Source organism: Halorubrum halodurans (genome assembly GCF_002252985.1).
GTDB lineage: Archaea > Halobacteriota > Halobacteria > Halobacteriales > Haloferacaceae > Halorubrum > Halorubrum halodurans.
In genome coordinates this window covers 109,805-123,404 of the sequence record NZ_NHPJ01000092.1, presented here as the reverse complement: position 1 = coordinate 123,404, position 13,600 = coordinate 109,805, and the positions used below count along the sequence as shown (strand labels likewise).

The window sequence follows — 13,600 nt, the reverse complement described above, 5'->3', positions numbered from 1 at the left end:
CGCCGCGATCACGCCGAGGAACACCAGAAACGAGATGTAGATGACGATGAGGTACGTCAGCATCACCTGTCTCCGTTCCCGGCGCAGCGTCCACGTCGCCCGCGCCTCGTCGGCCGCGATCCGGAGGACTGGCGCGACGTCGCCGCTCGCGTACATCGCGTTCGTCACGAGCACGACCGCGCGCGACGTCATCGGCGAGGCGACCCGCCGCTCCAGCCGGTACAGCGCCGAGGTCACGTCGGCGCCCCAGTCCACGTCGCGTCTGGTTCGTTCGAGATCGGCCGTCAACGCCTCGAGGTCGCTTCCGGCCACGCGACGGATGCTCGCGACGACCGACGTCCCCGCCTCGTTGACGCTGGCGAGCCGGTCGAGGAAGTCGGGTATCGCCGCCTCGATGCGACGGATCCGACGCTTCCTGACCTCGTAGACGAGCGCGTAGGCGGCGAGGACGAACGCGGACGCGCCCACGATCGGGGCGTCGATCTGCGCGACGACCTCCGTCGCGCCGCCGACCGACAGCGGGTGGACGACGGCGGCCGCCCCGAGGACCGCGACGGGCACGGCGACGGCGAGGACGGCCTCCGGCGACCGCAGCACGTGTTCGACCGGCGAGTTCGCCCACGCGCGGACCGTGCGGAACCGGTCGTACGCCCGCAGCCGCTCGCGGCTCGTCCGCCACCGGTCGGCGACGTCCCCCCCGTCGAAGCGTGGCGCGGCCGACGCCGCGGGTCCCGTCGCCGGCCCGTCGTCGCCGTTGCCGTCAGGGGCGTCGCGGTCGCCGTCCTCGTCGGGGCCGGCGGCGTGACCGTGGGGCGTCCCGGACGGCCGGACCTGCCGGGTGCCCCCGACCCCCTGGGTGATGCTGTCGACGTACACCGCGAACCCGAACGTCGCGAGCGGGACCGCGACGTAGACGACGACGCGCAGGAGCGGGAGCGTGTCCTCCAGGACGAGCCCGATCACGACGAGGATGGTGATGAAGAACAGCGGCCCGGCGACGAGCGTCGTGACGTACGCCTCCGCGAACGTCGAGAGCAGCTCGAGGTACTGCTCCTGTTTCGACTCCGCCTCCTCCTGGTAGCGCTCGTACTGGGCGTTGAGGAACGTCGACAGCGACCGCCCGGTCCCCAGGACCGACGCGAGGTTCTCCGCGAACTCCGAGAGGTCGTCGCTCGGGGTCCGCCGCGCGGTGTGTCGCAGCGCGGTCAACACGTCGGTCCCGAACGCGTTCATCTCGCGGACCGCGACCGACAGCTCCGTGGCGGCCTCGCCGTACACCCCCTCGTTCTCGGCGAGCGTGTCCATCACTCGGGGAAACGGCATCCCCGACCGCGAGAGCGCGTACACGAACGCCACGGTCCGCGGAAGGGTCGCGTCGATCTCGACGGCACGGGCGCTCGCCCGCTGGCTCAACAGGGTCCACCGGGCGTAGTACGCGCCGCCCGCGAGCGCCGCGCCCACGGCGGCCGACACGACCGCGAGGAGGGCGAACAGCTCGACCGGCCCGACCGCCGTCACCCCCGTCAGTCCGGCCACCACGGACGGCTGTCCCGACAGGAGCTCGCGCAGGCCGTCGCCGCCGACCGCGAGCGCGGTCAGGACCGCGGCGGCGAGATAGACGCCGATCACGCTCCCGGCGACGCCGAGGACGGCGGCGTAGAGCAGCGTTCTCGAGGCGTACTCCCGGTGTGTGCCCCCGACGTGGGCGGCACGCATCAGGTCGCGCTCGCGCTGTCTGCGCTCGCGGCTCGCGACGTAGTCGCCGAAGACGGACAGCGACAGCCTGGTGACGGCCAGGTCCGCCCGCGGGAACGCCCGCGACGCCGCGAGCGCGAGACAGCAGGCGACCGCGGCGGCGAGCGGGAGGTACGCGATCATCCGTCCCGGATCCCGGACCGGCCGTCGTCGGCGCCGTCGTCCGCGCCGACGCCGCCGTTTCCGTCATCCGCGTCGGCGCCGTCGTCCGTGTCGGCCCGCTCCTCGAGCCGCTCCATCACCCGGTCGGCGTCCGCGTAGTACTCGTTGACGAGCGCCGTGAACTGTCTGTATCCGTTCACGCCGAGCGCGGAGAGCAGCTCGAGGAACCGCTCGCGCCGGTCGACCTCCCGAAGGAGTTCCGAGCGGGACCACCCCCGCTCCGACTGTATCTCCTCGAGGAGCACGGAGTCGTTACGCCGGAACTCGTCGGTCTCCGCTTGCCACTCGAACGCGGAGGAGTAGTCGAGTTCGCCGGTCCGCTGGTCGATGCCGCCGATCTCGCCGATGGTCTTCGCCCGGCGGACCCGCTGGTCGTCCGAGCGCGTCAGCGTCTGGACGGAGAGCATGTCGAGCGACTGGACCATCGCCCGCGGGACGTTGATCGGGTCGTTCTCGAGCCTGTTGATCACCGTCTCGATCGAGTCGGCGTGCATCGTCGAGAACGTCGTGTGACCCGTGTTCATCGCCTGGAACAGCGTGATCGCCTCCTCGCCGCGGACCTCGCCGACGATGATGTACTCGGGGCGGTGTCGCAGCGCCGACCGCAGCAGGTCGTACATGTCGATGTCGTTGCCCTCGTGGCGGCGTTCGCGGGTGACCGAGGAGAGCCAGTTGTCGTGGTACAGGGAGAGCTCGCGGGTGTCCTCGATCGAGAGCACCTTCGCGCGCGGCGGGACGAACATCGAGACCGCGTTCATCGAGGTCGTCTTGCCGGAGGCGGTCCCGCCCGCGAAGATGAGGCTCTTGTTGTGCTCGATACAGAGCCAGAAGTACGCCATCTGCTCGATCGAGAAGGTTCCGTACTCGACCAGGTCGATCGGCGTGAACGGCTCGTCGGCGTACTGCCGGATGGTGAACGCCGACCCGCGCGGGGTGACCTCCTCGCCGAGCGCGAGTTCGGCGCGCGAGCCGTCCGGGAGCGTCGTCTCGACCATCGGGTCGCCGACGGAGACGTGGCGGCCGGACTGCTGGGCGAGCCGGATGACGTAGTTGTCGAGCTCAGCCTTCGGGAACGAGACGTTCGTCTCGACGTCGGTGTACTCGTCGTGGTAGACGAAGATCGGGAGGTCGTACCCGTCACAGGAGACGTCCTCGATGTGGCCGTCGTTCAACAGCGGGTCGACCTTTCCGAACCCGCGGAAGTCGCGGTAGAGGTAGTACGCGAGCGCGTGGAACGTGTCCATCCCGGCCTCGACGCCGTATCCCTCGAGCAGGGACCGGAGCTCCGTCCGGAGCGTCTCCTCGTCCGTCCGACCCGTTCCCTCGCGGTAGAGGAGCGGGTCCCGGATGTCGTCGGCGACGCGGTCGAGCAGCTCCCGCTCGAACTCGTCGAGGGCGGGCTCGACCGCGTAGTAGCGGTGTTCGCTCTCGACCTCGTCGTAGGTGATCACGACGTAGGCGTACGGCGCGTTCACCCAGTAGCGGTCGACCTCGCGCTCGTCCGGCGGCGCGGTGAAGGCGGCGAGCGGGCCGTCCTCGTCGGGCCTGAACGGGCGGACCGCGAGCTCCGAACCCCGGAGCATCTCCCACGTGCGCTCGAGGCGTCGGCGGAGCGCCCCGACGGCGCCCCCCGTCCCTTCCGCGCGCGTGCCCTCCGCCGATGCGTCTCCCGCCATCTGTCGTTAGCGGTGTACACGCGGCTTCGAGTTAAAAGGACCCCGTCGATTATCGAAACTGCGAGCGCGCGGCTCCGCGGCGTGCCCGTTACGTTCATACGGTCGGACCGCTAACCGTCGGACAGGAAATGCGGCGTGACTACTTCGAGTTGACCGTCGAGGGCGTCGCCGAGGACGCCGGCGAGCCGACGACCCCGCTGGTCCGCATCGACTTCCACGGACCGGAGGGGCTGTTGCGCGACCGGCTCTCGGACGCGGACGGCGAGCTGCTCTCCGCGTCCGAGATCGACGTGGCGTTCCGTCTCCGCGAGCCGCTCGAGAGCGGCGACGCCGAGGGCGTCGTCGGCGTGACGAACCGGTTCACGGGCGATTTCGTCCTCGAACTCAACGAGAGCGCGGACGACGTGCTCCCCTTCATCCGCGCCGCCCGCGAGTCGGTCGACGCGACCGGCGACGACGCGCGCTACCGCGTCGAGATCGACCTCGACGGCGAGCGGCTCGCCAGCTACGACAAGGAGACGTTCCTCGTGTACGACCACGAGGGGAACCTGCTCCGAAGCGAGAGCCTGATCCCCTCCGGCGTCGAGCTGTGATCCCGGACGGTCCCGTCTCTCCCCTCCGGATCACAGGCTGACGTTGTCGGCGACGAACCGCACCGCGTCGCCCGGCCGCAGGTCGAACGCGCCGTCGCCGCGGCCGTCGTTGACGTCGCACTCCGCGTAGCCGTGGCTCCCGACGGTGACGAGCCGCTCGCCGGGCTCGACCGCGCCGAACGTCTCCGCCACCGGCGTGAGGTCGCCGTCGACGCGGATCCAGTCGCGGCCGCGGACCATCGCGCCGGGAACGTTGGTGATGACGTTCCCGAACCGGTCGATCGCGAGCACCTCGCCGTCGACGGCCGCGACGTCGCCCGTCTCGTCGCGCTCGACGCTCGGCTCCGGGAAGACCAGGTCGACGGGGTCGCTCGCGGGCGAGAGGTCGTCCATCGCCGCGAGCGCGTCGGCGACGGTTTCGGAGTCGGTCGATCCCTCGTCGATGGACTCCCGGACGCGCGCGGCGGCCGGCGCGAACACGTCGCGGCCGTGGAACGTCTCGCTCGCCGGGGTCCCGACCGCGATGCTCCACGCCTCGATCTCCGCTTCGTCGCCCGCCAGCGCCCGCGCCGCCGGCATCGCGAGCCCGTTGTCGGGCGCGACGATCGCGTGGGAGCCGGCGCGGACGACGAGCGCGTCGCGGCCCGTTCCCACGCCGGGGTCGACGACCGCGCAGTGGACGGCGGGCGGGAACTCCGGGAGAACGAACCGGAGCCAGAAGGCGGCCGCCCGCGGGTCGCCGCGGGGCAGGTCGTGGGCGACGTCGATCAGTTCGGCGTCCGTGTGGCGGCGGATGACGCCCTTCATCGCGGCGGGATACGGCGATCCGAAATCGGAGGTGAGCGTGATCATGCCCGATCCGCGGGCCGGCGGCTTCTTAAATGCCGAGGGCGGCGGAGAGCGGTTTCCGATGACGCGCGCGGCCGCCCGAGCGCGGTCGGTCGCGGCCTACTGGTCCGAAGGCTCGTCGCCGTTCGTGTCGGTCTCGGCGATCCGACGGATGCGCTCGACGCCGCCGACCTCCTCGATCACGTCGGCGACGGCGTCGGGGACGAGGGCGTTCCAGTCGCGGCCGCGGATCATCCGCTCGCGGAGTTCGGTCCCCTCCAGGACGTCCCGGCGGAACATCGGCGACTGGCGCACCTCGACGCCGGCCTCCTCGAAGAGCCGCACGACGAGCGGGTTGTTCGAGTACGCCACGTCGAACCGCGGGGTCATGCTCTGGACGTGGCTCACCCACACCGAGTTGCGGTCGAGGTCCTCGATGGGAACCACGTAGGCCGTGACCGGGAGGTCCTCGACCGCCTTCGTCACCATCATCACGCGTTCGCCCGCGGTGAACGGGTTGCGGGTCGTGTGCGAGTCGCCGGCGGAACCGATCCCCAACACCAGCTCGTCGACCTCCTCCGCTATCTCCTCGACCATGTGTCGGTGGCCGTCGTGAAACGGCTGGTACCGCCCGATGTAGAAGCCCCGCATGGATAGGGGATGCGCCGCCGGAATTTATAAACCCCGTGGGACCCGGACGGCGGCTGAAACGGGCGTTATACGCCGATATCAGGGGTTTGAAGCGTCGGGGCGTGATGCCCGCGGGGAGAAAGTATATCAGTAGCCGACCCTTCCGTTCGGATAACGGATACCGATTCTATGAGCAACGAGAAGGACACGAACGACCCGCCGGAGGAGGACGCCTCGCCCCCGGACGACGCCGCGCCGGACGGGGCCGAGGAGGACGCCCGGAACCCGGACGGGAACGGCGAGGACGCGCCCGACGAGCGCCGCCGGGACCGGTCCGGGGACGAGGTGGATCACACGGGGCCGGAACCGACCGACGACGGGTTCCGCCAGCCCGAAGTCGCTCCGGTCGAGGAGGAGACGTCCGACGACGGCTCCCCGGCCGAGGAGAACGGCGTCTCGCCGGACGACGGCGGGGAGTCGCCCACGCCGCCGGAGCCCCCGGACGAGATCGTCGACGCCGGCGACGACGGCGGGATCGACGACCTCGGGAGCACCGTCGAGGTCGAGGGCGCGGAGATCGAGGAGGACCCCGACGAGGACGACCTCCTCGGCGGGCTCAAGATCGACACCACCTCCGAGATATCGATCCCCGACCGGCTCGTCGACCAGGTCATCGGCCAGGAGCACGCCCGCGACGTGATCATCAAGGCGGCCAAACAGCGCCGCCACGTGATGATGATCGGCTCGCCCGGTACCGGGAAGTCGATGCTCGCGAAGGCGATGTCCGAGCTGCTCCCCAAAGAGGAGCTCCAGGACGTCTTGGTGTACCACAACCCCGACGACGGCAACAAGCCGAAGGTCCGGACCGTCCCGGCCGGCAAGGGCGAACAGATCGTCGACGCCCACAAGGAGGAGGCCCGCAAGCGCAACCAGATGCGGTCGCTCCTCATGTGGATCATCATCGCCGTCGTGTTGGGCTACGCGCTCATCATCGTCGGCCAGATCCTCGTCGGCATCATCGCCGCCGGGGTCGTCTACCTCGTCTTCCGCTACCTGAACCGCGGCTCGGACGCGATGATCCCGAACCTGCTCGTGAACAACGCGGACACGAAGTCCGCGCCGTTCCGCGACGCGACGGGCGCCCACGCCGGCGCGCTGCTCGGCGACGTCCGGCACGACCCGTTCCAGTCCGGCGGGATGGAGACGCCGAGCCACGACCGCGTCGAGGCCGGCGCGATCCACAAGGCCAACAAGGGCGTGCTGTTCATCGACGAGATCAACACGCTCGACATCCGGAGCCAGCAGCACCTCATGACGGCGATCCAGGAGGGCGAGTTCTCGATCACGGGCCAGTCCGAGCGCTCCTCGGGCGCGATGGTCCAGACCGAGCCCGTCCCGACGGACTTCGTCATGATCGCGGCCGGGAACCTCGACGCGATGGAGAACATGCACCCGGCGCTGCGCTCCCGGATCAAGGGGTACGGCTACGAGGTGTACATGGAGGACACCATCGAGGACACCCCGAAGATGCGCCGCCAGTACGTGCGCTTCATCGCCCAGGAGGTCGCGAAGGACGGCCGTCTGCCGGAGTTCACGGCGGAGGCGATAGAGGAGGTCATCCTCGAGGCCAAGCGTCGCTCCGGCCGGAAGGGCCACCTGACGCTTCACTTCCGGAACCTCGGCGGGCTCGTGCGGGTCGCCGGCGACATCGCCCGCGGCGAGGACGCCGACTTCACCACCCGCGAGCACGTGCTCCAGGCCAAGGGCCGCTCCCGTTCCATCGAACAGCAGCTCGCCGACGACTTCATCGAGCGCCGGAAGGACTACGAGCTCCAGGTCTCGGACGGCTACGTCGTCGGCCGCGTCAACGGCCTCGCCGTCATGGGCGAGGACTCCGGGATCATGCTCCCCGTGATGGCCGAGGTCGCCCCCTCGCAGGGGCCCGGCGAGGTCATCGCCACGGGCCAGCTGAAGGAGATGGCCCAGGAGTCGGTCTCGAACGTCTCGGCGATCATCAAGAAGTTCTCCGACGAGAACATCTCCGAGATGGACATCCACATCCAGTTCGTCCAGGCGGGCCAGCAGGGCGTCGACGGGGACAGCGCGTCGATCACGGTCGCGACCGCCGTGATAAGCGCGCTGGAGGACGTCGGCGTCGACCAGAGCCTCGCGATGACCGGCTCGCTGTCGGTGCGGGGCGACGTGCTCCCCGTCGGCGGCGTCACCCACAAGATCGAGGCGGCCGCGAAGGCCGGCTGTACGCGGGTGATCATCCCGCAGGCGAACGAACAGGACGTCATGATCGAGGAGGAGTACGAGGACATGATCGAGGTCATCCCGGTGAGCCACATCAGCGAGGTGCTCGACATCGCCCTGGAGGGCGAAGCCGAGAAGGACTCGCTCGTCTCCCGGCTCAAGTCGATCACCGGCTCGGCGCTGAAAGACCAGGGCGTCTCCGGTCCCTCGAGCCCGAGCCCGCAGTAGTCGCGACCGCTCCCGCGCCCGGACGCGTCCCGGCCGCCGGCGCTCGCGACCGCGGTCGTTCCCGTCCCCTTTTTGTACGGCCGAGAACTACCGAGTGGTATGTCCGGAAAGCCGACGGTCGGCGAGTACATGACTCGCGACGTCGAGACCGTCAGCCCCGACGACGACGTGGCGTCGGTCGCGAAGCGGATGGTCGAGACGGCGGGTCACAAGGGGTTCCCCGTCACACAGGGACGGACCGTCGAGGGGTTCGTCTCGGCGGGCGACCTGCTCCTGGCCGACGACGACGCTCCCGTGTTCACGGTGATGTCGGAGGACCTGATAGTCGCCCACCCCGACATGAAGGTCACCGACGCGGCCCGCGTCATCCTCCGGTCGGGGATCCAGAAGCTCCCGGTCGTCGACGACGCCGACAACCTCGTCGGGATCATCTCGAACACGGACGTCGTTCGCTCACAGATCGAGCGGGCGACCCCCGGCAAGGTCGGCAAGCTGATGCGTACGCTCGAACAGATCCACGGGGTCGCCCTCGAGGAGGAGCGCCGCGAGGTTCGCCTCGACGACCTCACGCCGACGCAGGCGCGGGTGTACGCCGACGAGCTCGAGGGAAGACAGTACGAGCTGGACCGGGGACTCGCCGAGCCGCTCGTCGTCATCGACAACGACGGCGTCCTCCACCTCGCGGACGGCCACCACCGCGTGATGGCCGCCCACGACATGGGGATCGAGACGATGGACGCGTACGTCATCGTCACGCGGAGTCCGGTCGACCTCGGCATGGCGAAGACCGCGGAGAAGGAGGGGTTGGAGTCGATCGCCGACATCGAGGTCGTCGACTACGCGCGTCACCCGCTCGTCGAGACGACGAAGCGGCTCCAGTGACCGCGGCCGGGAGCTTTTTCGAGCCCCCCGGCGACTCGCAGGTATGTCCGAGTATTCGGTCCGCGCGGAGTGGGAACGGCTCTCGGCGGTCAGGGTCCACACGCCGGGACTCGAGCTGTGGTCGGGGAGCCTCGCGCCCGAGGCGAACCTGTTCGAGGACCACGTCCCGCCCGAGCAGGCGCGCCGGGAACACGAACAACTCGTCGACACCCTGGAGTCGACGCACGTCGACGTCCACCGCCTGGCGGACGACCTCGCCGGCGACGCGCTCGACGAGTTGACGCGGGAGACACTCGAGGACGGCGAGGTCGGCCGGATCGACGACGTGCTCGCCTCCTTCTCGCCCCGCGAGAAGCTCCAGATCGTCCTCTCGCGACCGCGCCTGGCGCCCGAGACGACGGCGGACGGCGGGACCGACGGCGCGTCGATGACGCTCGACACGCCCGTCTCCAACGTCTACTTCCAGCGCGACACGACGATCGTCGGGGACCGGGGGCCGATCCTCTGTCACATGTCGAAACCGGTCCGCCGGCGGGAGGAGCCGATCGTGAAACGCGCCTGGGAGTCGATCGGCGCCGACCTCCGCTACGAGATGACCGGCGAGCCGCTCGAGGGCGGCGAGTTCATGCCCGCGGGCGAGTTCGCGCTGCTCGGCGTCTCGGCCGAGGTCGACGGCGAGGAACGCGTCATCCGGACCAGCTACGAGGCGGGCGAACGGCTCATGGCCGACGGGGCGGTCGGCTACGACGAGTTCGGGCTCGTCCGCGCCCCGCTGGAGGCCGACCGGCGGTTCCGCGTCGACCGCGGGCTCGGCTCGCGGGTGATGCATCTGCTCGGCTGGTTCAACATCGCCGCCGAGGGGCTCGCCGTGCTCGACGCCGACCTGGCCGAGGCGGCCGACGTCGACGTCTATCGCAGGGACGGCGACGTCTACGAGCACAGCCACACGACCTCGACCCTGGAGTACGTGCGCGACGAGAGAGGCTTCGACGTGATCGACGTCGCCGACGGCGAGCGCTGGCCGACCAACTTCCTCGCGATCGACGACGGCACCGTGATCCCGCTGTACGAGCCGGACGAGGACGGCGCGTACCGGCCCGAGGACAACCCCACGATCGAGGCGCTCCGCGAGCGCGGCGTGGAGATCCTGCCCGACGGCGTCGGGATCCCCCGAGCCGCGCTCACGAACGGGGCCGGCGGCCTCCACTGTATGACGACCCCGATCGCCCGCGAGTGATCGGCCGGGTCGGCGGAGGGTCGCCGGGAGCGTGCGACGGCGACGTCCGCGAACCGGCCGCTCTCGGCCACCCGACGGACAGACTTTTGTAAGCCAACCGAGTAGTTCGGGTATGGGACGAATCAGAACCGCGATCTCACGGGCGAAGTACGCGGCCGTCGGCGCGGCCCTCGGGGCCGCGATCGGCGGGCTGGCGAACCGCAACGCCGCGAGCACCGGCGGCGCGCTCGGCGGCCTCGCCGGCGCGACGGTCGGCGAGATGCGGGTCGGCGAGTGCGACCTCCTCGGCGGTCTCCGGTCCGGGGACGGTCCGGTTCCGACGGACGACGACGCGGACGCGAGCGACTCGACCGCCTGAGGCGGGCGACCGTCCCCCTCGCCGCGTCGGACGGCGAGGGATCCTCGGTCGACACACCGGGACGCATATACGAGTTCGGCCGCAGTTCTCCGAGTATGACTACCGACGAGAGCGACGCGGGCTGGTTCGCCTCCGTTCCGCCGGACGACCCTGGCGCCGCCCGCGACGCGATCGACGGCGGGAGCGTCGAGTCGCCCGCGGACTGGCCGCGCCTCGCGGTCGAGTCCGGCTTCGCGGACGACGCCGACGACTACTACGACCGGCTCCGAGAGGCCACGCTCCACGCGACCCGCGAGGCCGTCGCGGAGCGCGAGCGCGCGGACGACCGGCAGCTGATCCATGCCGTCCGCGCGATGGACGACTGCGAGCGCGTCGCGAACGAGCTCGCGGAGCGGGCCGTCGAGTGGGCGGGGAGTCGATTCGACGGCGTCGACGCCGGGATCGCGGGGGCCCGCGCGATCGCCGACCGGAAGCCCGACGACGGGATCGACCGGCGGGTGATCTCGCTGGCCTCGCGTGCGGCCGCGCTCGCGGACGAGCGGGACGAACTCGCGGCGACGATCGACCGGGTCGCGCCCGCGGTCGCGCCGAACCTCGCCGACATGGCTGGTCCGGAGCTCGCGGCGCGGCTGATCGCGCTCGCTGGCGGGCTGGAGTCGCTGGCGAGGAAGCCCTCGGGGACCGTCCAGGTGCTCGGCGCGGAGGACGCGCTGTTCGCGCACCTCTCCGGACGGGCCCCTTCGCCGAAACACGGGATCATCTACACCCACGAGTTCGTCCGCGGGACCCGGCCCGAGGACCGCGGGTCGGCAGCGCGGGCGCTCGCGGGGAAGCTGGCGCTCGCGGCGCGCGCGGACCACTACTCGGGGGAGTACCGCGAGGTGCTCCACGAGGACCTCCGCGAGCGGATGGCGACGATCCGGGCACGGGCGGACGCGGACGGCGGCGCGGAGGTCGACGATGAGTGACTCGCTTCCCGCCGGCGTCGAGCGCCGCGAGATCGACGGCGAGACGCGGCTCGCGACCCGCGGCCCGCCCGTCTACGGCGAGCCGACCGACGGCGAGTGGCGCGCGTGGGACCCCGAGCGGTCGAAGCTCGGCGGGATGTTCGAGCTCGGTTTCGACACGGGCCTTTCGGGCGGCGAGACTGTGCTGTACCTCGGCGCGGCCTCGGGGACGACCGCGAGCCACGTCGCCGACTTCGCCGGCCCGACGTACGCCGTGGAGTTCGCGCCGCGGCCGACGCGGGACCTCCTCGAGGTGGCCGAGGCCCGCGATCGGCTGTTTCCCCTCCTGAAGGACGCCCGAAAGCCGGAGACGTACGCCCACGTCGTCGAGAGCGGGGTCGACGCGATCGTCCAGGACGTCGCGACCCGCGGACAGGCCGCGGTGGCGACGCGGAACGCCCGGTTCCTCGCCGACGACGGGCGGCTGCTGCTGGCGGTGAAGGCACGCAGCGAGGACGTCACCGCCGAGCCGGCCGACGTGTTCGCCGAGGTGCTCGCGGAGCTCGAGGGGACCTACGAGGTGATCGAGACCCAGCGGCTCGACCGGTTCCACGAGGACCACCTCGGGGTCGTGGCGACGCCGAGGTGAGAGACCGCGTCGCGCCGAGGCGAGTCGGCGGGTCCTCCGATGAACGCCGTCACCACGTCGGCGGCGAGAACCCGGCGTTCTCGAGGAGGGGTTTCCAGCGCTGCTGGACGGAGAGCCGCGAGACGTCCAGGGCGTCGGCGACGGCTGATTGGGGGCGCTCCTGGCCGCGGATCAGCGCGGCGGCGTAGAGGCTGGCGGCGGCGGTCGCGGGCTTCGAGCGCTCCTCGTCCGGGATCTCCGAGAGGAAGAGGTCGGTCGCGGTCGCGCAGGCGTCGTCGTCGAGGTCGAGGTCGGCGCAGGCGTCCTCGAGGCGGTCGATCCACTCGGCGTTGTCGACGCGGTCACTCGCCCGGTACATGCCCCCTCGTTGGGGGTCGGGGTACAAAAAGGGGTCGCGGGCTCCGGATTCGCCCCGGCGTTCGTCAGGTTCTTGAATCGGTTTCGCCTACTGGCTACCGCGCGCGGGTTGCCGAGCCAGGCCAAAGGCGTAGCGCTTAGGACGCTATCCCGTAGGGGTCCGCCGGTTCGAATCCGGTCCCGCGCATACTGCCTCGAACGAACGTGAGAGGCATGTATGCGCGACGGAGGATTCGAATCCTACCGGTCGCGCGCAACGGAGTGAGCACGTCCGGTTCCGGTTCGAATCCGGTCCCGCGCACTGAGCGAAGGAGCAGAGTGACTGAGCGAGGGAGCAGGAGCGGATTTGTGCCCTGGGAGTCGCAGCGGCCGAGCGGAGCGAGGCCGATCGTCTCCCTCCGGTTCGAATCCGGTCTCTCGCGTTTCGCGCCCACAAACCGTATTCCGGCGCGGATCCTGGGTGGGCGTATGGCCCGTGAAGTTACACACGAGGCGGCGGAGCCGGTGCGGCTCGACGAGACGGACATGGGAGACGACGGCCTGATCTACGTCTGTCGATGCGGGCTCTCGGGGTCGACACCGTTCTGTGACGGCTCGCACAGGGCCGCCGCCGACGAGGAGGAGGACGTCCGCTACAAGTACGAGAACGACGATCCGGACGGACCGCGGCGGGAGGTGGCCGAGATCGTCTACGCGGACGAGTGACGGGCTTCTCAAGCCCCGTTCGCTCGGCGGTACGAAGCGGGGAACGCGACCTCGAAAGACGCCTCCAAAGCCCCAGTCGCGAGGACTCGCGTGACTCGCTGCGCTCCTCGCCCGTTCACTTCGTTCACGGTCTGTGGTGCTTACTTCGTCAAGCGTCGTCCTCGCGACTGCCCCGTTGAGTCCCACCCCGCACCGCGACCGCACCTCACACCTCCCCAACCTCGCCGCTCGCTCCGCTCGCGGCGTCCCTCGCGTGGTCTCCTCGCGGCCTCCGGCCGCTCGGAGGCACGCGCCACCGCGGCGGATCACGTCGGGGTCGCCGACTTTCGGGGGACGG

General features: G+C 70.6%; 13 protein-coding genes and 1 tRNA gene. 9 read left to right on the top strand and 5 right to left on the bottom strand.

Going from position 1 to position 13,600, the window contains the following annotated elements; all coding sequences use genetic code 11:
• Nucleotides 1-1,878, bottom strand: a 1,878-nt coding sequence (locus DJ70_RS09885) for a type II secretion system F family protein (protein WP_094532472.1), incomplete at its 3' end; no start/stop codon positions are given.
• The gene (locus DJ70_RS09880) at nucleotides 1,875-3,593 is read right to left on the bottom strand and encodes a type II/IV secretion system ATPase subunit (protein ID WP_094532469.1); all 1,719 of its coding nucleotides are present in this window, start codon (nucleotides 3,591-3,593) and stop codon (nucleotides 1,875-1,877) included. The genes DJ70_RS09880 and DJ70_RS09885, both read right to left, overlap by 4 nt.
• Nucleotides 3,594-3,721: 128 nt before the next feature.
• Here DJ70_RS09880 and DJ70_RS09875 point away from each other — a divergent pair, with 128 nt between their 5' ends.
• Nucleotides 3,722-4,186, top strand: a complete 465-nt coding sequence (locus DJ70_RS09875) for a DUF5793 family protein (protein ID WP_094532466.1) — start codon at nucleotides 3,722-3,724, stop codon at nucleotides 4,184-4,186.
• 30 nt (nucleotides 4,187-4,216) lie between these two features.
• On the opposite strand, the gene DJ70_RS09870 is transcribed toward DJ70_RS09875, so the two are convergent.
• On the bottom strand, nucleotides 4,217-5,038 hold the full coding sequence (locus DJ70_RS09870) for an SAM hydrolase/SAM-dependent halogenase family protein (protein ID WP_094532464.1): 822 nt from the start codon (nucleotides 5,036-5,038) through the stop codon (nucleotides 4,217-4,219).
• Nucleotides 5,039-5,134: 96 nt separating this feature from the next.
• A complete protein-coding gene (locus DJ70_RS09865) occupies nucleotides 5,135-5,665 on the bottom strand; it encodes a nicotinamide-nucleotide adenylyltransferase (protein ID WP_094532461.1) in 531 nt (176 codons plus the stop codon).
• A 168-nt stretch (nucleotides 5,666-5,833) separates the two neighbouring features.
• Between DJ70_RS09865 and lonB the strand changes: the two genes are divergently transcribed.
• The 6 genes from lonB (at nucleotide 5,834) to DJ70_RS09835 (ending at nucleotide 12,201) form a co-directional block, all read left to right on the top strand.
• Nucleotides 5,834-8,128 carry an ATP-dependent protease LonB gene (gene lonB, locus DJ70_RS09860; protein WP_094532458.1) on the top strand — a complete coding sequence of 765 codons (2,295 nt, stop codon included), beginning with the start codon at nucleotides 5,834-5,836 and terminating at the stop codon, nucleotides 8,126-8,128.
• 99 nt (nucleotides 8,129-8,227) lie between these two features.
• Complete coding sequence (locus DJ70_RS09855; RefSeq protein WP_094532456.1) at nucleotides 8,228-9,010, top strand: CBS domain-containing protein; 783 nt, start codon at nucleotides 8,228-8,230, stop codon at nucleotides 9,008-9,010.
• Nucleotides 9,011-9,053: 43 nt separating this feature from the next.
• Entirely contained in the window at nucleotides 9,054-10,247 is a 1,194-nt protein-coding gene (locus tag DJ70_RS09850; RefSeq protein WP_094532453.1) for an arginine deiminase family protein, read from the top strand.
• A gap of 112 nt (nucleotides 10,248-10,359) precedes the next feature.
• Nucleotides 10,360-10,605, top strand: coding sequence for a hypothetical protein (locus DJ70_RS09845; protein ID WP_094532450.1), 246 nt, complete (start codon nucleotides 10,360-10,362; stop codon nucleotides 10,603-10,605).
• 95 nt (nucleotides 10,606-10,700) lie between these two features.
• On the top strand, nucleotides 10,701-11,573 hold the full coding sequence (locus DJ70_RS09840; RefSeq protein ID WP_094532447.1) for an NOP5/NOP56 family protein: 873 nt from the start codon (nucleotides 10,701-10,703) through the stop codon (nucleotides 11,571-11,573).
• Nucleotides 11,566-12,201: a fibrillarin-like rRNA/tRNA 2'-O-methyltransferase gene (locus DJ70_RS09835; RefSeq protein WP_094532444.1), complete on the top strand. Its 636-nt coding sequence runs from the start codon at nucleotides 11,566-11,568 to the stop codon at nucleotides 12,199-12,201. The genes DJ70_RS09840 and DJ70_RS09835 overlap by 8 nt, the downstream gene beginning before the upstream one ends.
• Nucleotides 12,202-12,250: 49 nt before the next feature.
• Here DJ70_RS09835 and DJ70_RS09830 read toward each other — a convergent pair whose 3' ends face one another.
• The gene (locus tag DJ70_RS09830) at nucleotides 12,251-12,559 is read right to left on the bottom strand and encodes a cyclin (protein WP_094532442.1); all 309 of its coding nucleotides are present in this window, start codon (nucleotides 12,557-12,559) and stop codon (nucleotides 12,251-12,253) included.
• Nucleotides 12,560-12,660: 101 nt separating this feature from the next.
• Here DJ70_RS09830 and DJ70_RS09825 point away from each other — a divergent pair.
• Nucleotides 12,661-12,745, top strand: a tRNA-Leu gene (locus DJ70_RS09825).
• A gap of 281 nt (nucleotides 12,746-13,026) precedes the next feature.
• Complete coding sequence (locus tag DJ70_RS09820) at nucleotides 13,027-13,263, top strand: CDGSH iron-sulfur domain-containing protein (protein ID WP_094532439.1); 237 nt, start codon at nucleotides 13,027-13,029, stop codon at nucleotides 13,261-13,263.
• Nucleotides 13,264-13,600 lie beyond the last annotated feature (337 nt).